General features: G+C 69.8%; 23 protein-coding genes and 2 pseudogenes. 16 read left to right on the top strand and 9 right to left on the bottom strand.

Annotation, left to right across the window (positions count from 1 at the left end; genetic code table 11):
- The first annotated feature begins 43 nt into the window (after positions 1-43).
- The gene (locus B4U46_RS34500) at positions 44-1,063 is read left to right on the top strand and encodes a hypothetical protein (RefSeq protein WP_079432207.1); all 1,020 of its coding nucleotides are present in this window, start codon (positions 44-46) and stop codon (positions 1,061-1,063) included.
- Here B4U46_RS34500 and B4U46_RS37800 read toward each other — a convergent pair.
- From B4U46_RS37800 to B4U46_RS39690, 5 genes are all read right to left on the bottom strand, one after another.
- A complete protein-coding gene (locus B4U46_RS37800; protein WP_159402157.1) occupies positions 1,060-1,248 on the bottom strand; it encodes a hypothetical protein in 189 nt (62 codons plus the stop codon). The two genes, B4U46_RS34500 and B4U46_RS37800, sit on opposite strands and share 4 nt — an antisense overlap.
- Positions 1,249-1,399: 151 nt before the next feature.
- On the bottom strand, positions 1,400-1,987 hold the full coding sequence (locus B4U46_RS34490) for a hypothetical protein (RefSeq protein ID WP_079432206.1): 588 nt from the start codon (positions 1,985-1,987) through the stop codon (positions 1,400-1,402).
- Positions 1,988-2,190: 203 nt separating this feature from the next.
- Positions 2,191-3,186: a suppressor of fused domain protein gene (locus tag B4U46_RS39695; RefSeq protein WP_237293419.1), complete on the bottom strand. Its 996-nt coding sequence runs from the start codon at positions 3,184-3,186 to the stop codon at positions 2,191-2,193.
- Entirely contained in the window at positions 3,183-3,803 is a 621-nt protein-coding gene (locus B4U46_RS34480; RefSeq protein WP_237293418.1) for a response regulator, read from the bottom strand. Before B4U46_RS34480 ends, B4U46_RS39695 begins: the two co-directional genes overlap by 4 nt.
- A 58-nt stretch (positions 3,804-3,861) precedes the next feature.
- Positions 3,862-4,191: a sensor histidine kinase gene (locus B4U46_RS39690; protein WP_420543186.1), complete on the bottom strand. Its 330-nt coding sequence runs from the start codon at positions 4,189-4,191 to the stop codon at positions 3,862-3,864.
- Here B4U46_RS39690 and B4U46_RS40465 point away from each other — a divergent pair.
- The 6 genes from B4U46_RS40465 to B4U46_RS34450 all read left to right on the top strand — a co-directional run bounded on the left by B4U46_RS40465 (position 4,141) and on the right by B4U46_RS34450 (position 10,533).
- Positions 4,141-4,485 (top strand): hypothetical protein, encoded by a 345-nt coding sequence (locus tag B4U46_RS40465; RefSeq protein WP_260338151.1) that lies wholly within the window; start codon positions 4,141-4,143, stop codon positions 4,483-4,485. The genes B4U46_RS39690 and B4U46_RS40465 overlap by 51 nt on opposite strands.
- A 144-nt stretch (positions 4,486-4,629) precedes the next feature.
- The gene (locus B4U46_RS34470; RefSeq protein WP_079432204.1) at positions 4,630-5,850 is read left to right on the top strand and encodes an alpha/beta hydrolase family protein; all 1,221 of its coding nucleotides are present in this window, start codon (positions 4,630-4,632) and stop codon (positions 5,848-5,850) included.
- 526 nt (positions 5,851-6,376) lie between these two features.
- On the top strand, positions 6,377-6,922 hold the full coding sequence (locus B4U46_RS34465) for a hypothetical protein (RefSeq protein ID WP_237293417.1): 546 nt from the start codon (positions 6,377-6,379) through the stop codon (positions 6,920-6,922).
- Between the two features lie 772 nt (positions 6,923-7,694).
- The gene (locus B4U46_RS34460; RefSeq protein WP_079432202.1) at positions 7,695-8,279 is read left to right on the top strand and encodes a TetR/AcrR family transcriptional regulator; all 585 of its coding nucleotides are present in this window, start codon (positions 7,695-7,697) and stop codon (positions 8,277-8,279) included.
- A 72-nt stretch (positions 8,280-8,351) separates the two neighbouring features.
- The gene (locus tag B4U46_RS34455; protein WP_079432201.1) at positions 8,352-9,740 is read left to right on the top strand and encodes an MFS transporter; all 1,389 of its coding nucleotides are present in this window, start codon (positions 8,352-8,354) and stop codon (positions 9,738-9,740) included.
- A gap of 28 nt (positions 9,741-9,768) precedes the next feature.
- Entirely contained in the window at positions 9,769-10,533 is a 765-nt protein-coding gene (locus tag B4U46_RS34450) for an SDR family NAD(P)-dependent oxidoreductase (protein ID WP_079432200.1), read from the top strand.
- A gap of 484 nt (positions 10,534-11,017) precedes the next feature.
- Here the strand turns inward: B4U46_RS34450 and B4U46_RS34445 are convergent, their stop codons facing one another.
- The gene (locus B4U46_RS34445; RefSeq protein ID WP_079432199.1) at positions 11,018-11,800 is read right to left on the bottom strand and encodes a 2-phosphosulfolactate phosphatase; all 783 of its coding nucleotides are present in this window, start codon (positions 11,798-11,800) and stop codon (positions 11,018-11,020) included.
- Between the two features lie 689 nt (positions 11,801-12,489).
- Between B4U46_RS34445 and B4U46_RS34440 the strand changes: the two genes are divergently transcribed.
- From B4U46_RS34440 to B4U46_RS34420, 4 genes and pseudogenes are all read left to right on the top strand, one after another.
- On the top strand, positions 12,490-12,681 hold the full coding sequence (locus tag B4U46_RS34440) for a hypothetical protein (RefSeq protein WP_079432198.1): 192 nt from the start codon (positions 12,490-12,492) through the stop codon (positions 12,679-12,681).
- Positions 12,682-12,735: 54 nt separating this feature from the next.
- Positions 12,736-13,715, top strand: a pseudogene (locus B4U46_RS34435) (IS5 family transposase).
- Between the two features lie 22 nt (positions 13,716-13,737).
- The gene (locus B4U46_RS37020; RefSeq protein WP_420543183.1) at positions 13,738-14,763 is read left to right on the top strand and encodes an IS5 family transposase; all 1,026 of its coding nucleotides are present in this window, start codon (positions 13,738-13,740) and stop codon (positions 14,761-14,763) included.
- A gap of 254 nt (positions 14,764-15,017) precedes the next feature.
- A complete protein-coding gene (locus B4U46_RS34420) occupies positions 15,018-15,590 on the top strand; it encodes a hypothetical protein (protein WP_159402156.1) in 573 nt (190 codons plus the stop codon).
- 195 nt (positions 15,591-15,785) lie between these two features.
- On the opposite strand, the gene B4U46_RS34415 is transcribed toward B4U46_RS34420, so the two are convergent.
- Both B4U46_RS34415 and B4U46_RS34410 read right to left on the bottom strand, forming a co-directional pair.
- The gene (locus tag B4U46_RS34415) at positions 15,786-16,193 is read right to left on the bottom strand and encodes a VOC family protein (RefSeq protein WP_079432195.1); all 408 of its coding nucleotides are present in this window, start codon (positions 16,191-16,193) and stop codon (positions 15,786-15,788) included.
- A gap of 155 nt (positions 16,194-16,348) precedes the next feature.
- On the bottom strand, positions 16,349-16,747 hold the full coding sequence (locus B4U46_RS34410) for a VOC family protein (protein WP_079432194.1): 399 nt from the start codon (positions 16,745-16,747) through the stop codon (positions 16,349-16,351).
- A gap of 143 nt (positions 16,748-16,890) precedes the next feature.
- Between B4U46_RS34410 and B4U46_RS34405 the strand changes: the two genes are divergently transcribed.
- Positions 16,891-17,217, top strand: a complete 327-nt coding sequence (locus B4U46_RS34405) for a TfoX/Sxy family protein (protein WP_079432193.1) — start codon at positions 16,891-16,893, stop codon at positions 17,215-17,217.
- Between the two features lie 170 nt (positions 17,218-17,387).
- Here the strand turns inward: B4U46_RS34405 and B4U46_RS39685 are convergent, their stop codons facing one another.
- On the bottom strand, positions 17,388-18,290 hold the full coding sequence (locus B4U46_RS39685; RefSeq protein WP_237293416.1) for a hypothetical protein: 903 nt from the start codon (positions 18,288-18,290) through the stop codon (positions 17,388-17,390).
- A gap of 1 nt (position 18,291) precedes the next feature.
- On the opposite strand from B4U46_RS39685, the gene B4U46_RS34395 reads away from it, so the two are divergent.
- The 4 genes and pseudogenes from B4U46_RS34395 (at position 18,292) to B4U46_RS34380 (ending at position 20,533) form a co-directional block, all read left to right on the top strand.
- A complete protein-coding gene (locus B4U46_RS34395) occupies positions 18,292-18,789 on the top strand; it encodes an allene oxide cyclase barrel-like domain-containing protein (RefSeq protein ID WP_237293415.1) in 498 nt (165 codons plus the stop codon).
- A 68-nt stretch (positions 18,790-18,857) separates the two neighbouring features.
- Complete coding sequence (locus B4U46_RS34390) at positions 18,858-19,136, top strand: transposase (protein ID WP_159402155.1); 279 nt, start codon at positions 18,858-18,860, stop codon at positions 19,134-19,136.
- Positions 19,137-19,485: 349 nt separating this feature from the next.
- Positions 19,486-19,896: pseudogene (locus tag B4U46_RS39680) on the top strand (DUF6042 family protein); the annotation flags it as partial.
- Positions 19,897-19,969: 73 nt separating this feature from the next.
- A complete protein-coding gene (locus B4U46_RS34380) occupies positions 19,970-20,533 on the top strand; it encodes an AAA family ATPase (RefSeq protein ID WP_079432191.1) in 564 nt (187 codons plus the stop codon).
- The last annotated feature ends 32 nt before the right edge of the window (positions 20,534-20,565 follow it).

Raw genomic sequence — 20,565 nt, 5'->3', positions numbered from 1 at the left:
GACGTGGCCTGCCTGGGCGCCCCGGGCGGCGGCCCTGTGGGCCGTGCTCTACGCCGCCGCCGAGATCACCTGGGCGGCGGCCGGCACCACCGTGCCGTGGAAGGCGCACGCCTCGTACGCCCCGGCGGTCCAGCTCCTCCTGGCGGCCCTCGCCCTCCTGGCCGGCGCGGCCTGCCTGGCCACCACCCGGACACTCACCGGCCCCGGCCGGGCCGTGGTGGCGACGGCGCTGATGGTCACGCTCGCGGTGTTCATCGTGGGAACGAACGGACTGCCCGTCTACTTCGTGACCCTGATGACCCTCTCGGGTGTCGAGAGCGCCACCGGTCTGGCCCAGGTACTCCTCAACACAGCAGGCGCCGCACTGCTGTTCCTCGTCACGCTCTCCCACCGCCGCCGCCTGCGCGGCGACTGCCCGCGCTGCGGACGCCCGCACCCCGGCCCCGGCGACGGCCCGCTCGTCCATCCGGCCGCCTCCCGGGCGTCGAAGCGGACCCGCGCGGCGGCCTACCTGCTCGTGTGCGGCCTGCTGCCGTGGGCCGGGGCCAAGACCATATGGCTGCTGGGCGGCGACGCCCTGGGTGTCGCGGCCGAGGACTGGCAGCGGACGGTGAGCGCCGGCGCGTCGGGCCCGGCGCGGGCGGCCGCGTCGGTGGGGATCGACGTCACGGTGCTGGCTGCGGCGCTGGGGGTCTTCCTGCTGCTGGGGCTCCTCCACCCGTGGGGCCAGGTGTTCCCCCGCTGGACCGTGTTCCTGGCCGGACGCCGGGTCCCGCGCCTGCTGCCCCTGATCCCGGCCTGGCTGACCGGCATCCCCCTGACCATGTACGGCGCCGTCCTCGTCGTCCTGGCCCCGCTCATCGCCACCGGCGTGCTGCCCGCGATCAAGCCGTCCGCGCCGTTCACCACCAGCTCGGGGATCACCTGGATGGTCGAGTTCGGCGGCCTGGCCTTCGCGGGCCTGGGCCTCGCCCTCCTCGTGGCCGCCCGCTCCTACACCACCCGCACCCGCCCCACCTGCACCCCGGCCGACACACACCGGCCCACCACCCAACCGTCCTAGTGCACGAAGACGACCACACGGCCGCCTTCGCCGCCTACGAGCAGCAGATGCGCCCCTACATCACCGAACACCAGGCCCTGGGCCGCGAGGGCGCCGAACGCTTCTTCCTGCCGGCCCCCACCCAGGACATCCTCGACACACTGGCCGCCAACGCCCCGGAACACACCCGCACGGAACCGATCCACGGAACCGATCCACGGAACCGATCCACGGAACCGATCCGCCTCCCCGACTACCACCTGACGAGGCCGCAGTCGCCGGCAGCCGGCCCGACCGAGCGACTCGCCGCACTCACCCACGAGTACGGCACTCCAGATACGGCGACAGAACCACGTGTCAGGTCGATGCCGACGGTAGTCCGGTCACCAGGTAGGCGTATTCCTCGGACGGCAACGAGTCCCATTCCGTCCATGCGCCGTCGCGCGGCACCATGAACACCGGACGCGATCGGAGGACGTCCCCGACCAGTTGCGCCCGCACGACGATCCCGGGATCGTCCGGTCCTGCGTAGCCGTCGGGTGTGTAGCGAAACTGCACGTCATTCGCCTCGGCATACCCGATCATGTCGCTCTCCAGCTCGGCCATGTCCCTCCCGACCAGCGGGACGCCGGCGTACGCGACCGGTGGACCCTGCACGGCATCGGCCGCAACGCCGAACAGCCCCGCATCCCGGCTCACATAGGCCGTGACGGCAGGCGCAGAAGAAGCGTCCCCGCGACGGTGGATGTCGACCTTCCACGTCGGCGAGAAGACCGCGTGCTGCCGAGGACAGTCCCCGACCTTCGCCGGGCCAAGCACCTCAGCCGCCTCGATCACTTCGCTGACGGTCATGCCGAACCGCAGCGGCCCTACGCCGACAGCCGCCGCATAGGACCACCCGCCCCGTTCGATACCTGCGAAACCAGCTTCGGTCTCCAAGGCCATAGCCGCCCCTCCACAGACACCCGAGAACCTCCCGTCGCCCAGGCGGCCCGGTGCCGCCCGTCGACGCCAGCGTCGCACCCAGCACTGACAGTGACCGCCCAGACGCCTGACCTCGACAGCCCGCCCCTGCTGGCGGCCCTGCTGGACTACCTACGGCGCTCGAGGTCTTCCGGGCCCCTGAGGCCAGGCTCCGCTGGGGAGGTTCAGGCTACGGATGGACGCAGTGGATCGGTCGGGACGAACGCCTGCTCGTCGAAGAGCTGCTCAAGGGCTTCGTGGCCGTGCTCGCGGCGGTATGCCATCTCCGCCGCGGTAACCGGCAGGACCCAGAGGATACGGGCATGGCCGTCCGGCAGGGGGCACTGCTCCAGGCCGGGGCCGTGGAGGTAGGGGAGGCTGACCAGCAGGTGGTCGCAAGGGGACCCGGCCAGCCACGGCTCTCCGATGGGCAGGCTGTGCCCGAGATCGAGGCGGTGGCTCGCGTGGTAGTACGCGGTCATGGCGAGGAGATCGGCGAACCGGTCGTCACGGGCGGGTGCGGTCAGGACGAATTCGAGGCCGTGGCCGTTGCTCTCGGCCGTGGACCAGCAGCCGGCGGTGACATAGGCCCAGCTGTCGGCGCGCGGCCCAGGGCTGACGGTGAGGATCCTCAGCCCCGGGACGGCTGCCCTTCGGCCAAAGCCAAGGTCAAAGTCATCGACAGTGACCGCATGGCCGGCGAAGAAGCCGCGAACGTGCGTCTCGACGCCGGCTATCGCCTGCCGTCTGCGCTGGCTCTGGAACATGGTGGACAGGATCTCACGGCCGGCCCAGAGCCCGGCCGTGCGTCCGCCCTGCCCCGCCGCAGGCGCGTCAGACGCGGAGGATTCAGCTCGCCTCGGCCGTCTGCCCGGCGCGGGCTCGGGTGCCGCTGCACGCGCTGAGCTCGCCTCCACTTGCTGTCCCCCTTGACCGGCAGGTGGCCCGGCCACAGCAGCCGTGTGGGTCGACTTGGCGAGCACGAGACGGCCGCCCTTCAGTTCGGGCAGGTAGTTGTAGATGGTGTTGCGAGACACCCCGAGGAGCTTCGCGATCGAGGTGAAGCCGATGCCGCGCTTGCGCAGGCCGGAGACGATCGCAATGCCACGAATCCGCCGGCCCTTACGGCCGGAACAGGCGTGAGGAGGTCGGCGCCCGTCATTCTCAATCTCGCTCGTCAATCGGTCGATTGATGAGCGGCGCTGACGAGCCCTGACTCGTAGGCGCTGATCACCAGCTGCGCGCGGTCCCGTGCTCGCAGCTTGCTGAGCAGCCGACCGATGTAGGTCTTGACGGTGCCGTTGCTGAGGTGGAGGTATTCGGAAATGTCGGCGTTGGAGAGGCCACGTGCCACGAGCACCAGGACCTCACGCTCGCGCTCCGTGAGGTCCTCAAGCGAGGAGCCCGGCGCATGGTGCGCATGGGGAAGACGGGCGAACTCGGCGATCAGGCGTCGGGTCACCGAAGGGGCGAGAAGGGACTCTCCGGCGGCGACAGTGCGGATGCCTGCCAGCAGCACCTCGGGAGACGTGTCCTTGAGGAGGAATCCCGCTGCCCCCGCACGCAACGCGCCGTACACGTACTCGTCGAGGTCGAAGGTGGTGAGGATGAGAACGCGTCTCCCGGCTGTCCCGGAGGATCCGGCTATGCGCCGTGTCGCTTCGATGCCATCCATGCCGGGCATCCTGATGTCCATCAGCACCACGTCCGGGCAGAGCCGCTGTGCACCCTCGACAGCTTCGGCTCCGGTGCCGGCCTCGCCCACCGCTGTCAGGCCGGGGGCGGTGTCGATGAGCACCCGGAAGCTGCCTCGGAGCAGGGACTGGTCGTCGGCGACGGTACCCGGATCGGTTCGGTCACGCGGTCTTCTCCTTCCAGTTCGCAGCCGTGCAGTGAGTGGGTCCGGGCGGGAGACGAGCCGACACGGCGAACCCGCCGCCGGGCCGTGGCCCGGCGGCCAACGTCCCGCCGTACACCATCACGCGTTCGCGCATCCCCACGAGTCCATGACCACCCCTGAGTTCCACCCGGTCGGTCGCGGCCGGGTTCCCGGCTCCGTCGTCCGCCACCTCGATTCGCACTTCTCCTCGTGAGCCGACCGTGATCGTCACCTGGCAGTGCGCTCCGTCGCCCGCGTGCTTGACCACGTTCGTCAGAGCCTCCTGCACGATCCGGTAGACGGCCAGCGCCGTCCCCGCGGGGAGGCCGACGGCCAGCCGGGTGCGGAGTTCGGTACGAACTCCCGCTCGCTCGGCACGCTGGATGAGGCCCTGACCGAGACCGAGACCGCGACCGCGACCGAGACCGAGACCGCCGAGACCGAGACCGCGACCCAAACCGCGACCGGCAGCGAGGTGACAGTCACCTACGACATGACACCCCTCACCCCGGCCGGGGCCAAGGCACTCGACGAGTTCGCCGCCGACTACCCGTCCTTCATCCGCTCCTGGGCCGAACTCATCACCGCCCACCTCGCCTGAGCACCCCGGCAGCGCCGACCGCATCGGCCGCAGGGCGTAAACCCCTGGGCCGATGACGTCTATGACGGGTACGTGACAGGGTCCCCTCGTGCCCACGGACAGGCGTGACGGCACAGTTGACGATCCGCCACCAGGGGAGGGCCCTTGTTCACCACGCCGATCAGCGGGAACGGCATGACGCGCCGCAGCATGCTGGGAGCCGCACTGGCCGCCGGGGCCGCCATACCGCTCGCCACCGCCACCGCCCCCGCATGGGCAGCCCCAGGCACCCCCGCCCCAGCCCCCGCCCGCCTCACGCTGCCCGCGCCGACCGGCCCGCATCCGGTGGGCACGGTCGCGCTGCACCTCGTCGACCGTTCGCGCCCGGACGGCCTCGCCGGCCCGGGCCACTTCCGCGAGCTGATGGCCACCGTCTGGTACCCCGCCCGCGACACCGAGCGGTACCCCGTGGCGCCCTGGATGCCGGCCGGCGCACTCCAGGCGTTCCTCTCCGACGTAGGGTTCGCAGATCTGGTCCCCCTGGCGCCGCTCACCGCCGGCCGCGTGGGCGCTCCGGTGCTGCGTACGGGCGGGCGGCGGCTGCCCGTGGCCGTGTTCTCCCACGGCGCGCACAGCCACCAGGGCGACCACACCGTCATGGTCCAAGAGCTCGCCAGCCACGGATACGCCGTGGTGACGGTGGCCCACCAGTACGACACGTACACCGCGTTCCCCGACGGCAGGGTCGCCGTCCCGCTGTACGACCAGCAGGCGCCGACACTGCCCGCGGACTTCGCCGCCGACCTGCGCTTCGTTCTCGACTGCGTGGAGCAGCTGGCCGCCGGGCGCAATCCGGATGTCGACCGCAAGGAACTGCCGGCCGGGCTGCTCGGCTCCCTCGACCCGCGGCGCACGGGCGCGTTCGGCTGGTCGAAGGGCGGGACGGCCACGGCCTGCGCCATGCTCGCCGACCGGCGCATCCGGGCGGGGCTCAGTCTCGACGGCCCGATGCAGATGAACCCGCCACTGACCGGAGACCTGGACCGGCCCTTCATGATGATGTCCGCCCAGTTCGCCCGGGCCGCGAACCCCGCGGCCGCCGCGTTCTGGTCGCACCTGCGCGGCTGGCGGCTGGACATCCAGGCCCAGGGCGCCGTCCACCTCTCGTACGGCGACAACGAGGCGCTCTTCCCGCAGGTGGCGAAGGTGAAGGGATGGAGCGCGGAGCAACTCGAGCAGGTGATCGGCGCCCTCGATCCCGGCCAGGCGGTGAGGATCCAGCAGGCGTTCCCCCTCGCGTTCTTCGACGAGCACCTGCGCCACCGCCGGAGCCACCTGCTCGACGGGCCGTCCCCGGCCTTCCCGGCAGTGACCTTCCTCCCCTGAGCTCCATCGCACGGCCCCCGGCCGGGGGGCCGTGCGATCCCCGTGACGGATGTGCCCGACGCCGCTGACGACGAGCCGTGCAGGCTCTCCCTCCTCGACGCCCGCGGCGCACCAGCCGCCACCTCGACAAGAGGAGCGCGGCCATCGCCACGACCGCACTGGCCGCCGCTCGTCCGCCAACCGAAGCGCTCAGGGCCGCCAAGTCGGACGCTCATCCGCCAAGTGAAGCGCTCAGTCACAATCGTGGGCTCCCGGCGGTGGTGCGGAGGACGTCACTCTAGTTAGCACGTTCGAATTCTGGGGCGAGCCTGACGCGGCCCGGCTCACCCGTGGGGCGGACGCCCTGTGTCATCGAATCTTGACTGAATGCCAGCGAAGTCTGACCACTGGCGGTTAGTGTCACCACAGTTTGGCCGCCATCCGGCACCGGTGTGAGAGAAACAAACCCGTCGGCATCTCACAGAACAGAGGTCTGGGCCGCAGAGCAGTGAGCCTGTGGCATCGGATAACTGGTCGGGGAGTGACTATGGAGCTAGTGGATCAACTTCCTGCCCTGATAGGCGTCGTGGTTGGTTCGCTTGGCTCGTATGCCGCGCAGAGCTTGACCGAACGCCGGAAGTGGACGCGGCAGCGGGAGGAGAGGTGGGACGAGAAGCGCTTCGAGACATACAGCGCCTACGCCAATGCCCTCAAGGCCCAGCTCCGCCTGGCCCAACGCATCGGCGCCGCCCTCGGATTCGCGGACGTGGTCGATCCGTTGCCGCCGGCCGAAGGTCTGCCTTTGCTCGCCGACGCGGAGTCCCGCCGCGCAACGGAGTGGGAGTCCGTCCTGCTCGTCGGGGACGCAGCGACCATCGCGGCGGCCCGGCGCTGGCACGAGATGATCTGGACTATCGAGCTGCTCATACGGGAAGGGCCGGTCGACGCGGAGAAGTGGATCAAGGTCCATCGCCTGACAAGTGCGGCGCGTGACGCCTTCTATGAGAGCGCGCGGCGTGACCTCGGAATCAACGGCGCTCCGCCGCCGTCTGGGCAGTGGCCCCGGCAATGGCGGGCAGAACTGTCCGGATGAGCGCTCGAGGGTCCGTACCCGCCTTGCTTGGGCTCGTGTACGGCAGGTCCTCATCAGGGTGGTGCGATGACAGGCGATCTCACGCTGTCCCGAGCTCCGACGCTCGAATCACTCTTTCCAGCGGCTGCTCTCTGTGACCCGCGCCCTGTCCTCGGGCTGCGATCAGCCAAACTTCGATGGCACAAGCTCAAGCTTCGCTGTCACAGGACAGCGGAGTCGCAGGTCACATCGGGGAGGGTTGCGGGGCTAAGGGGGCGGTGGTGTAGCGTGTGCGCGAATTCCGCCCTCATGTACTGTGACCTGGGGTTTCACCGACGGGGGGCCAAGCTTCCTACGGTGTCGTACTTGCCTTCTCCCTGGCCAACGCCACGGCGCTCCGGGCGCCGGCACGCGGCCTGACCGTCTTCCTCGCACCCCGCTGCCAGGCCCCCGCGCCGGCGTCCGGACCGGTGACGACCGGACATTGATGCCGATCCCGCACCACGGGTCAGGCATGGAGGAGGCCGCCCGGCACCCGGCTGGTGGAGCTCGCCGCCGCAGCCGACCGCGACGTTCGGGAGGTCGTCGCGGTGGTTCTCGAGCTTCGGGACGACGGCCGCGGCCCCGACACGGCCCGCCGGCCGACCGGCTCGCCGATGCCGTCGCGAACCGACCGACGATGCTGTTCGACACCCACGAGTCGTCGTGGAGCCGGTCGCCGAGCCCTCTCCGAGGGACGCGATTCACCAGAAAATATTTGACCGATCGTTTCACTATCGCCTACAGTTCGAACGTGGCCAGAACCAAGGAATTCGACCCGGACGCCGCACTGCAGTCAGCTCTGGAGCTGTTCTGGCGGCGCGGCTACGAGGCGACGTCGATGGCGGACCTCGTCGAACACCTCGGCATCGGGCGCGCCAGCATCTACGCCACCTTCGGCAACAAGCGCGAGCTGTACCTGAAGGCGCTGGACCGGTACAGCGAGAACCGCGACTCGGGCCTGCTGGGTGAACTGTCCCAGCCGGGTCCCGCACTGCCCGCCGTGCGTACGGTGGTGCGGCGCTTCGCGGCCGAGGCGATCTCCGACGACCGGCGTTTGAAAGGGTGCTTCGTCACCAACACGGCCGCCGAGCTGGGCGCGCACGACACGGCGGCGGCACGCCGAGTCGAGGCGAGCTGGGGCCACATCGAAACCCTGCTGCACTCGGCGCTGATGCGGGCCCAGGCACAGGGTGAGCTGCCTGCGGACCGCGATCCGCGTGGGCTCGCACGGATGCTGTTGGTGCTGATGCAAGGCCTGCGGGTGGTCGGCAAGGCGTCGGACGACCCGCGCCGGGTGCGGGATGCCGCCGAGCAGGCATTGAGGCTGCTGGACTGAACAAAACCTCCCCCGGGGAGGTGGCTTCATGGTCAAATTCTGGAACGTTCAGTCAAATATTAGGGGGGAGAAATGTCCGGCATGCAGAGCTGGAACACCACGACCGTAGCCACCTCGCCCGGAAATGCGCCCGGAAATGCGCCCGGGCCTGCGCCCGGCCCTGCCTTCGCGCTGCTCGGCACCGTACAGATGGCGCTGATCTTCACCCTCACCTCGCTCGTCGTGCCACTGCCCCGGATCGGCCGCGAATTCTCGCTCGATCGCGACGACTTGATTCTCCTCAGCGCCGCCTACGGGCTGACCTTCTCCGGACTGTTGCTCTTCGGCGGCCGCGTCGCCGACCGGTTCGGCGGGCGTCGCGTCCTCACCGCGGGGCTGCTCGTGTTCACCACAGCGTCCGTCGCCGCCCTGCTCGCCCCGAGTCCACAGACCCTGCTCGCCGCCCGCTTCGCGCAAGGTGCCGGCGCCGCGCTCACCGCACCCGCCGCCATGGCCGTACTGCGCGCGGTCTTCCCCCAACCCGCTGCATACGGACGGGCAATGGCCACCTGGGGCGGCCTCTCGGTACTCGGCGCGACCGCAGGGAACCTGCTCTCCGGGGTCATTTCGGCGCTCGTGTCCTGGCGGGTGGCCTTGGGCGTCCCGGTGGCGGTGGCCACCCTCGCCCTCACCCTCGCCCCGCGGCTGCTGCCCGAAACCCCGGCAGGCACGGGCCGCTCCCTGGATCTGCCGGGTGCGCTGCTCGCCACCACCGCGATCACCCTGGCAGGCTACGGCCTCGTCCTCACCGACGCTCACCCCTGGGGATCAGCAGCCGTCCTGACCCCCGTGCTCACCGGGGTCGCGCTCCTCCTCGGATTCCTCATCGCCGAGCGCCGCGCCCACGACCCGCTACTTCCCCTCGAATTCCTCCGCGACCGTCGCCGGGCCCTCGCGCTCGCCGCCATCGCTCTCACCGCCGCCGGAACCGCCATGACGTTCGTCCTGCTCTCACTCCATCTTCAGCAGGACCGCGGCTGGTCGGCGCTGCAGACCTCCGCTGCCTTCGTGCCCTTCGCGGTGGCCCTGCTCATCTCGGGCCGTGTGGCAGGCACCCTCATCACCAGGTACGGGGCGTCGGCCGTCACCACCTCCGGGCTCGCGGTCGCCGCGACGGGCCTCGCGCTGCTCGCGATCACCGGCCTGGCACCAAACGACCCATACGCGTACGGGCTTCTCCCCGGCCTGCTCCTGCTGCCGGCCGGCGCAGCCGCCGGCTTCGCGGGAGCTGCTGTCCTCGCGACAGACGGGGTGGAGCCGCAGCAGACCGGACTCGCGGGCGGCGTCATGAACACCGCGATGGAACTCGGCCCCACCGTCGTCCTTGCCGCCCTGCTCACCGCCGGCTCCGACACCACGTCACTCGCCGCGACGGCAATTGCCTTCTTCGCCGCCGCATTCCTCAACACCCGCTCCAGATAACCGATTACCGACCAAGGGAGTCATCACCATGACAGCACGCTTCACCGGTAAGACCGCCCTCGTCACCGGCGCAGGTTCCGGCATCGGCCGGGCCATCGCTCTCGCCTTCGCCGCCGAAGGGGCCTCGGTGGTCGCGGCCGGACGTACCTCCGACTCGCTCGACCAGACGGTAGCCCTGATCGAGAAGGAGGGTGGTACGGCAGCAGCCGTCACCGCGGACGTGAGCCGCGCCGAGGACGTCAAGGCCCTCGTTCGCCGCACCGTCGAACACTTCGGCAGCCTTGACGTCGCCGTCAACAACGCGGGCGTCTTCCGGGGCGGCGCCCCCGTAGCCGACCTCCCCGAGGAGGACTGGCGCACCCTGCTCGACGTCAACGTCACCGGTGTTCTCCTCGGCCTCCAGGCCCAAATCGCCCAGATGCGCGACCAGCCCGCCGGCGGCGCGATCGTCAACATCTCCTCCAACCTCGGCGCGCACAGCCGCATCCCGGGCGTGGCCGGCTACATCGCCACCAAGGCGGCCGTCTCCGCCCTGACCCGGGCCGCCGCACTGGACCACATCGCCGACGGGATCCGCATCAACGCGGTCAGCCCCGGTCCGGTCGCCACCACCATGTCGCTGTGGCCGGGCGAGACCGACGCCGACCGCGCCGTCCGGATGAAGGGCGCGTTGCCGCTGGGGCGGGTCTCCTCCACCGAGGAGGTCGCGGCAGCCGTGCTGTATCTGGCCTCGCCGGATGCCGCTTCTGTGGTCGGCAGCGACCTGGTCATCGACGGCGGAGCCTCTGCCTGACCGGCGGTCCCGGTCCTACACCGCTCCCGTGCGTCTGGTGGTGACAGCGCTGCCACCAGCCGCACATGAGGGGTGTCACGTCCTGCGGTGGCCGCCGGCGTCGCGTTCGGCGACGTTCCGGGCGACGGCGTCGACGCCGGTACCACCTGCACAGGTGCCTACCCTACGAGCGCGCGGCAGAGGGCTGCGCGGACGACTTCACGGCTTGTCGTCACCTGCACTGCACTGCGCTCCCGGTCGGCGAGTGCGTCGGGCGGCGCCACGCTACCTCCGGCGGCGGGTCCCCACGTGTCGCTCCAGGCCTGGAGGTGGGGCTGCTGGCGGTGGTGGTGTGGCGCAGCGGAGCCACTGACGCTCCGTTGGATCTGCTCCTTCCAAGCCGTCGGCGTTACTTGCCATCACCGCCTCGCCCGCCCAGCACATCCCATTCCACGAGCGGATCCTGACACCCCCACATGGATGGCTGACTCCGTCACCTGCCGCCTTACCTCACACCCCCACCGGGACAGAGTTCCTTTGCAGACGCAAATGCTCCGTCAGTGAGAACGGGGATCACCTTGCAAGCGTTTAGTTCCGTCGCGATGGCGACGTCATCGGCGTAACCCAAGTCCACAAGCTCCCGCCCAGATGCGCAGCCCGTGACAGCGCCACCGACATCCTCGATGCCCTCGAAGGCGGCCGCCGCCACCGCGGCCTCCGGTGAAAGCCGGTCTTTGCCGCTGTCACGCAGTGAGGCGATCACTGCACCGGCACCGAGAAGATCCTCAAGCGCGGGCCTCATACTGCCGTCAGGCCGGCGCTCGCCCGAGGCGATCACGGCAACAGGCCGCTGCACCGTGCCGAAGCCTTGTCCTGCAACCCACTGTCCCACGGCGGTTGCGTTCCGCAGCGATCCCGCGACGACGACACAGTCTCCCGCAGCCGCGGCGATGGTGGAGCCGTTCGGTGAGGGAAGCACCAGGCGCGGGGTGAAGGGAGAACGCCGCAACGCAGCAGGCGACAGCGACCATGGTGACGCCTCCGTGGCCGTGCTCCGCCCCACCGCCAGAGTGGCGTTCATCCGGTCCGCAAATACTGCAGCGGTCTCATCGCGCCAGCGATAGGGGAATACCCTCACTCCCGCCTCGACCGCGACTGTGACCGAGGTGGTGAACGACAACACGTCAACGACGACAAGGCATGCGACCTCCTTGGCGAGGACGGATGCACCGGCAGGGCCCCAATCGAACCGCACGCCGTGACCTGCTTGAACGAACCATTGCTCCATAGCTGCCGATCATGCCAGCTGTGAATGGGTGACTTGGTGGCGCTGGTTGGTGTCCAGCGAGGATTGGGTGGGATGTGCCTGGTCTGCGCCTCGTGTGAGTTGTGATCTTGGTTGTCGTGGAGTGACGAGGAGAACGCCTGCCGTCGGCCCGCCCTCCCCGCTCGTTGGGGCGGGGCAGCGGCATGTCCGCGGCTTGGAGGTCCAGGGGACGGCCGCCATCTGCGGCCCTCTCGGAGGAATCGGGTACGGATGTCGCTCTTGAGGCATCCGGCTGGATATCGGGCGGCTGCCGTGCTGTAGCAGGGGACCTCCTCACCTCCATCGAGCGGCGGTCGTCCCGGCCCCATCCAGCGTGGCGAGACCGGGTCCCCGCTCCACCTGCCAGGCGCACGATCGCTGGCTCGTGCAAGCCTGCCGGTACTCGCGGGCAGCGGATCGATGTCCCGCTCCTGGTGGACGAGACGGGCGTGGGCAGGGGGACGCTGGTGGTGCGCCCGACCGCCGACCGTACCAATCGGTGTTGAAGGCTCGGACGACTGCCCGGCGTGCTCACCTGGCCGCGCGGGCGATTCCGCCCGCGGGCACGCTGGATGCACAAGGGGCCGGCCGTGGACCCCCGAGCCCGGCCAGCCCCTGCCACGCCGCCAAGCCGTGCCAGCCGTCGGCGGCATCGTGGAGGAGGACGACTGATGACGTACTACGTGAAGGTCGGCGACCAGAAGTACGCCATGGTGCAGAACGCGGCCGAAGACCTGGGGGCTACGTCGCGCGGAGGCGGAGGTGACGACGTCTCCCAGCGGAACCTGAATGGACGCCTGCGTGGCCCGGCAGGTGAGCAGACCACCAGCATGGTCGCGACTAGGGCCTGTGTGATGTCGTGATCAGTTGCTGGGTTCTGCCCTCTTCGTGGAGCGGAACCCGGTAGGACTGTGGCCGTGACGCGTAGGCAACTGACCGATGCCCAGTGGAAGTTCATCGAGCCGTACCTGCCGATCGGCAGGTACGGACCGTACCCCGAGCGACTGCGGGAACAGTTCGAAGGGGTGATCTGGCGGTTCCGGTCCAGTGCCCAGTGGCGGGAGATGCCCGCTGAGTTCGGGCCCTGGGCCACCGTCTACGGGCGCTTCCGCGTCTGGCGGGACGCCGGCGTCTTCTCCGCCCTGCTGGAAGGCCTGATCGCCGCAGCGGCCCGCACCGGGAGAACGGACTTGTCGCTGGTCAGCGTGGACTCCACCACGGTCCGCGCCCACCACGACGCCGCCGGGATGCGTATCGGCGAGGACCTCATGGAGGCCCTGGAAGAGGCTGCGCGCGAGCAGGAGGAGGCCCGGAAAAAAGGGGCGGACCGGAGGAACAGAACGGACAGGCCGAGCGCCGGCGCGTCCGGCTCAGACGCAAGCTCCGCATGAAGGAAGCCCTGCTCGGCAGGTCCCGCGGTGGACTGACGACCAAGATTCATCTCGCCGCGGACCGGCAATGCCGTCCGCTCGCGTTCGTCCTGACCGTCGGACAGGCCGCCGACAGCCCTCAGTTCATCCCTGTGCTGGGCAAGGTGCGGGTCCGGCTGCCCGTCGGCCGCCCCCGCACCAGACCCGGCGCGGTCGCCGCGGACAAGGCCTACTCATCCCGCGGCAACCGCACCTACCTGCGCAAACGCAACATCAAGGCAGTCATCCCGGAGAAGAAGGACCAGGCCGCCAACCGGAAGAAGAAGGGCGCAAGGGGCGGCCGGCCCGTCAGCCACGACGCCGGCCTCTACAAAGAGCGGAACACCGTCGAACGCCTGATCAACAAGCTGAAGGCCTGGCGAGGCATCGCCACCCGCTACGACAAGGCGCCCCAGAGCTACCTCGCCGGCCTCCACCTCCGCGCCACAATGATCTGGATCGACGACCTCCTGAAGACCGCCGACTGATCACAACATCACACAGGCCCTAGTGCTGTTCCGGGCAGGAGTCGGTCATCGTGCTTCGCCTGAACTGACGAGTGCTCAGTGGGAGCGCATAGCCGTGCTGCTGCCGGAGACCGGCACTCCAGGCGGGCGGTGGGCCGGCCATCGGACCGTGGTCACCGGTGTGCTCTACCGGACACGGACCGGGATTCCCTGGCCTGACCTGCCCGAGCGCTACGGCTGCTGGCAGACCGTCTACGAACGCCATCGCCGCTGGTCGGCCGACGGGACCTGGTCGAAGATCCTGCGAGCGTGGCAGGCAGGCGCCGACTCCACCGCCCCAGACGCGGACGTTCGTGGGCGGGCAACGCCGACTCCACCACCTGCCGGGCCCACCAGCAGGCAGCCGGGGCCCGGCACGCTGCCCCGAAGGGCCACCCCTAAAAGGGGCGGGACCCGTGTGGACGCAGAGGGCCGTGAGGCCCTCGGACGCTCCCGGGGCGGGCTGACCAGCAAGGTCCACCTGCTGGCGGATGACCGCTGCCGGCCCCTGGTCTGGCTGACCTCGCTCGCCCGGCGCGGGGACAGCCCGATGTTCCTCCCCCTCATGCAGGCCCTGAACGTGGCCCGGACAGGGGCCGGGCGTCCCCGCACCCGCCCGGACCGGGCCCGCGGCGACAAGGCGTACGCCAGCCGCGTCTACCTGCGCAAACGCGGAATCGAAGCAACGAACGCCCAGCTGGACGACGAGTGTGCGAAACCGCCGTCGGCTCGGCCAGGCCGGCGGCCACCCGCCCGCCTTCGACCACGAGCAGTACCGCCGGCGCAACACCATCGAACGCTGCATCGGAAAGCTGAAACAACACCGGGCCGTCGCGACTCGATACGACAAACGCGACTACATCTTCAACGACCTCCTGGCCACAGCAGCCATCGTGATCTGGCTCCGCGACCTCATCAAAGAGCCATCAGACACTGCACTGCCTGGACACTGGCCCGAAGTTCAGCCGGTCGATACGTCCCTCACGTGGCAGTCCTTACTCACCTGGAGCGACTTCGTGTCACCCGCTGAGCTGTTCAGTCGCCGGGTTGAGCCGCGTCGATCCCGTTCCGGGCCCCGGCCTCGAGATCAGCCGACCCGGCCGCCGTTTATGCCTCGCGAGTCCGTCAGACTGTCCTGGTCGTCGGTGGGGGGGGCGGGGAATGGGCAACGCACGCGGTGGTGGACGGGTTCCCGCGAATTCGGGCCGTCGGGCAACGGCCGGGAAGGCGCGCGGTAACAGGCGAACCGCTGCGATGTCGTCCCGGGTGGTGACGCGGGTCAGCGTGACGACCGCGATCGCCACCCCGTGCGTCCTGATCGGCCTGGCAGCCCTCGCGAGCAATCCGGACTACGGCCCGCTCGGCGCGATCACGGGATTCGTGGTGGTCGTCGTCGGCCTTGGGGTGGTGGCCGGGCTACGGCCCACCTGGTGGCTGATCGGTCCGGCCCTCACGCTGGAGATCGCCCTGCTGTTCGGGTCCGTGCCGGTGGTCCGGGCCGAGGTGCTGGTCCTGCGGGGAGTGCGCACCCCAGTGGTGGTGACAGCCGTCCACAGTTCCAAGGACAGGACCGGGCGGGTCAGTTGGAAGTGCGACCTGCGCCGCGAGGACGGCCTGCCTCTGCCGCACGCCGTCCTCGAAGGGTATGCGGGCTGCTTCGGCCCCTTCGACGTCGGCCGGACCCAAGATCTCCTGGTGGATCCGGCCGGCTGGGTGCCTCCCCGAGCGCCGCACGTGGACCGTGCGGGCCTCGACGAGGGGATCGCCCTGCTCGGCGCGGCAGCGGTGCTCTTCGCAGGACTGGTCATCGCCGCCGGCCGGCTGAACCTGCGGACCGCCGGCCGCCGAGCTCGGTGATTGGCCGCCCAGTGCCCCGCGACGACACGGCCACTCATGGGGATGAGCGAACAGAGATCGCTTCGTAAGGACACGTCGGCTCGGGTGCCCGAGCTATGAGCGGGGACGGTTGCCGGCGAGGCCGCGCACCACGAGTTTGTCGCTGTTCACGGCTCTGGTTCCGTGGGTTGTCCGAAGCCGAAGCCGAAGCCCTGGTCAGGCGTACTTGCCGAGTTCGCTGGCCTGGAGGGCGGCCTGGTCGTTGATGCCGATGACGTAGCCGTCCGGGTCGCGGAAGTAGAAGATGCGCTGGCCCGTGTGGTCGGTGTCGGTGTCCTTGATGATCTGCGCGTGCCGGGAGATACGGTCGTGGACGCCGTCGAAGTCGTCCACGCCGAGGTAGAACATGCCGGCGAAGCCGATGGGGGTGTCGGCCAGGCCGGGCAGCCAGTTCTTCAGGTCGGCGTTGCTGTAGAGCATGGCGCAGAAGCCGCCCTGGTAGAGCAGCATGTGGATGTCGTCGCCGGGCTTGGCGGTGCTGGAATCGACGTCGAAGCCGAGCTGTTTGTAGAACGCGATGCTGGCCGCGGTGTCCTTGACACTCAGGCAAGGAGCGAAGGGCATGGATCCTCCATGATCGGGGTGCGGCCTTCACCAGGGTGCGAGCGCAGGGGCCGGCATGCGCCGGGCGCCCCTCCGTTCCTTTCTCCGCCGGTCGGGGCGGGCGTGCACTCCGGGGGCCGCCGTATTGGTGAGAGCAGCTGCTGTGAGCGGGTGTGTCAGCGGGTGCTGCTGATGCAGAAGGGCTGGCCGGAGGGGTCGAGCAGGACGGTCCAGTGGTCCCCGCCCGGCTGGTGGGCGGGCTTGGTGGCGCCCAGCCCGAGGAGCCGCTTCTCCGCTGCCTCGATGTCGTCGAAGCTGATGTCCATGTGGAAGGCGAGTTCGTCCTGGGGCCAGGTGGGGGCCTTGAACGTCGTGGCGGACCAGAAGACGTACATCATGCCGCCGACCCACACGGGGAAGGCCGCCGGGTTGCCGTCCTCGTCCCGGTACGGCTCGGAGACCTGCGTGCCCAGGGCGGCGGCGTAGAACTCGGCGAGCTCGCCTCCGTCATCCGCCCAGATCGCGTGCGACAGGACCTTGCCGCTCACGGCGTCGTCGGCATGTGCGTCGACCATGTCTTCTCCTCTTGGGGGGCCGGACGGGGCGGTTTCGCCCTCTGGAATAGACCGTAATGGCCATATAGGACAAAGGTTGTCCTATATGCCTTGTGGGCGGGGCTTCGCGGCCGGTGCCGTGGTACATGAGTAGCGTGAGCGCCATGGCGTATGACGAGGTGCTGGCGGAGCGGGTCCGGGAGCTGCTGGAGGAGGGCGATGCGGTCGTCGCGAAGAAGATGTTCGGCGGACTCGTCTTCACGGTGAGGGGAAACACGGCGGTGGGCGTGGTCGGCGACGACCTGCTGGTACGGGTCGCCCCGGACGACATTCCGCAGGCCCTCGCCCAGCCCGGCGCGCGGCCCTTCGAGGTCCGCGGCCGGATCTCGAAGGGCTGGGTCATCGTGGCAGGAGAAGTCCTCGACGACCACGTCCTGGACAACTGGCTGCAACTGGGGCAGAAGGCCGCTGCCGCACATCCGCCGAAGTAGCCCCCTGCGCACCCGCCCGAGCCCTGGCCGTCGTCTGCCGACGGCAGCCGAGCGGGGGAACGAAAGCAGTACTGGCCGATTTCACGGCTGTGGCGGATATTTCGTGACGGCCGCTGTCGCACGATGCCGGTCAGCGGGGCGGGAAGGAGGCCAGAGCAAGATCCCACTGCTCAGCGGCGTGAAGCAGCGCATCCGTATCCGTCCGTACCTCCACGGCGGTACTGGTGAATGCCCACGCTCTCAGCACCCTGCTGCCATGGAGGCGCAGCCTCCAAGGACAGGTGAACGCGAATCACCGCCATGCCCTCGCTCCGATCGGCGGGGCTGAAGCCCAGGACCGGCTCGACGAACCAGGTGTCCGGAGACAACTCGCCTTCGGCACCCCGACCGGTCGCGGGCACTGTCTCAGCGGCCACCGCGCGCAGCCAGACGGCGGTGAGCAGCTCTTGCAATGCGGCGTCCACCGCGCGGCTGTGCGCGGCGGCATGGACGTGGAACTCGGGATCGGCCAGGTCGAGTTGGAGCATGCCGAGGTGATTGGCCGTCTCCTCGGAGGTGGACATGTGGCCGGCGAATTCCTCGGCGACAGCGTGCAGCGCCGCCAGGGGCGAGTCGTGCGCGGCCCGCACACTCCGGTAGGGCGCGGCAGCGTCCGCGGCGAACGCCAGCAGCAGGCCACACTTAGACCCGAAACGCTGGGACAGGATCGCCGGCGAGCCCCCCTCGGCGCCAACATGCCCAGCCCAGCCCAGCCCAGCCCAGCCCAGCCCAGCCCAGCCCAGCCCGGACAGGCTCTGACGGCGCGAGCCGCGTTTGGGTCTGCTCTCCGTGACCACCCCAGCCCGGCGCGCCAGCGTGAGTGCCGGACCGTGCGCACCAATGGCGCTGGAGCTGCCGTTCGCCTTCGTGCTGAGCTCCGCCGCCTGACTTTGGTCCGACCGGCTGGATGTGCCGGTGGTTCGTGCGGGGGTGCTCCGCGGCGCGGCGGAGTCGACGTTATGAAGGGAGTCGAACGAAATCGGATGGAAGTTCGTCATCCGGTCATTCCCGGACATCAAACTCAGGAGTCGCATGATGCGCCCCATCAGAGCGGCCGGCCTCGGCACGGCCACGCTGGTCACCCTCCTCGCCTGCACCCCCGTCGCGGCCGCCGCGACGGACACCGGTTCCGACCAGGCCAGGGATAAGGCCCGGACCATCACACTCCTGGCCGAGGTGCAGCAGCTGACCCGCTTCCCCGTCACCCCCGGCAGCGTCTCGCAGGGCGATCAAGTCGTCGTCCGCTCGGACCTCTTCGACGAGGCGCACAACAAGGTCGGCGAGACCCACGGCACCTGCACCACCACCCGGGGCGGCGCCGATGAAGCGGAGCAGTGCGTCGTGACCTACACCCTCCCGGGCGGCCAGCTCACCACGCAGGGGGTGTACTTCAACTACCTCGACCAGGGTCCCTTCGACAGCGCGATCACCGGCGGCACCGGGGAGTACAAGAAGGCTCGCGGCTGGGTCCACTCCGACACGATCGCCACCACCCCCAAGGTCGTGAGGCGCTTCACGATCCACCTCGTCTGACGGACCCGGACGTCACATAATCCCGGAATCCGGCCTTCTCCCCTGGCGTCGCACCATTGGAGACGGTCGTGCGAAAGGAAGTGCGGGCCAAGGGGACGTCCTGGGCGGCTCACCCTTCAGATCGTCAAACGCACCGACGACATGAGCGGTTCGTGGTGCATCCACGCAGGTGGGTGGTGGAGAGGACGCTGAGCCGGCTGATGCGCTCGCGGCGCCTTGCCCGGGACTACGAGACCCGGCCCGAAAGCAGCGAAGCCGCCGTCCTGTGGTCGATGACCATGCTCACGGGACGCCGCCTCGCCCGCCACCGGAGCCGAAACGTCACCCGGCAGCCCGCCCCGGCGTGAACACCCCGGGCGTTTCTCGGCCAGCCAGCCCCGCTCCACCAGCCGCTTCCCCTTCGACCGCACCCCCTCGACCTTCGCCGGCCCCGCTTCCAGGCCCAGCCGCCCGGCCAACTCCCGCGCCCGCAGCCCGGACCCGCCCGCCTCCGCCTCCAGCCCGCCCCCCAGCCGCTGGTAGTCCGGCGCGAGCACCTCCAACGTCAGGCCCACCCGCCCGTGCGGCACCAGCGGCCCCGCCACCGGGGCCTCGGCAACGGCCGTCGCCGACTCCGGCGGGTGACCGGCCTCCAGCTCCGGCCCGGCCAGGGCCTCGGCCGGCTCCACGCGGGCCCGCTGGGAGCAGTTGAGCACCATGCTGACGACAGCCGGCTTCCCGGTGCCCACCACCGTGCGGGACCTGTCCGAGCTCTACCTGACGTGGGGCCTGGCCACCCGCGAAGAGACGCCGGACGGCACCCGATGGTCCATGCCCGCCGTGCTGCCACTGCCCGGAGACCTACTGCCCCTGGACCCCGAACTCACCGAGCGCCTCGACGGGATCCGCTGGACCCTGCGCACCGGCCCGCTCCTCGACACCCTCATCGACCACCTGGTCAACGATCTGAGTGCACCGGCAGAGACTCTCACCTCCCTGGACCGGCTGGCGGCAGCCACGGGCCAGGACGCCGACGACGTCCGACTCGCTCTCGCGGAACTCGTGAAATCCGGCGACGCCCGCGTCCAGCGCGGCGAGGAGCCGGCCGACGCTGAGCGCCTGGAGGCCCACCGCCGCTTCCGCCTGGTCATGGACTGGGAGCACTTCCACGAGAACCGCATCCAGGTGAGCCGCGCCGCGCATGACCGAGGCCGCGCACGGCACAGTGGGGACCAGCGACACGCGCCTGATCGTGCTCCGAGGCAACAGCGCCTCGGGCAAGTCCTCCGTCGCGTCCGGCTTGCGCGAGAAGTTCGGCCGCAACCTCGCCATCGTCGCCCAGGACAACCTGCGCCGCATCGTGCTACGCGAACGCGACCAGCCCGGCGGCGCCAACATCGGCCTGATCGAACTCACCGCCCGCTACGCCCTGGACCATGGCTTCCACGTCGCCGTCGAAGGCATCCTGTACGCCGACCGCTACGGCACGATGCTCCAGGACCTGGTGCGCGCCCACCAGGGCGTCACACGGTGCTACTACCTCCACGTGCCCTTCGAGGAGACGGTGCTCCGCCACGCGACGAAACCAGACGCCGAATACCTCGCGCACGTCAACGAGGGACACCTACGCGACTGGTACCGAGAGAAAGACCTGCTCCCCAACGGCCTGGAGACCGTCATCGACGCGGCCAGCACCCTGGACGACACGGTCCAACAGATCCTCTCCGAGAGCGGTCTGGACCGCATTCCCCCGATCGACCGCTGAGGGGCGCCACCGCAGGTACGGTCATCATCACG

Origin of the sequence: Streptomyces katrae, from assembly GCF_002028425.1 — a bacterium.
Classification (GTDB): domain Bacteria; phylum Actinomycetota; class Actinomycetes; order Streptomycetales; family Streptomycetaceae; genus Streptomyces; species Streptomyces katrae_A.
This window is presented reverse-complemented; position numbering and strand designations above follow the sequence as displayed.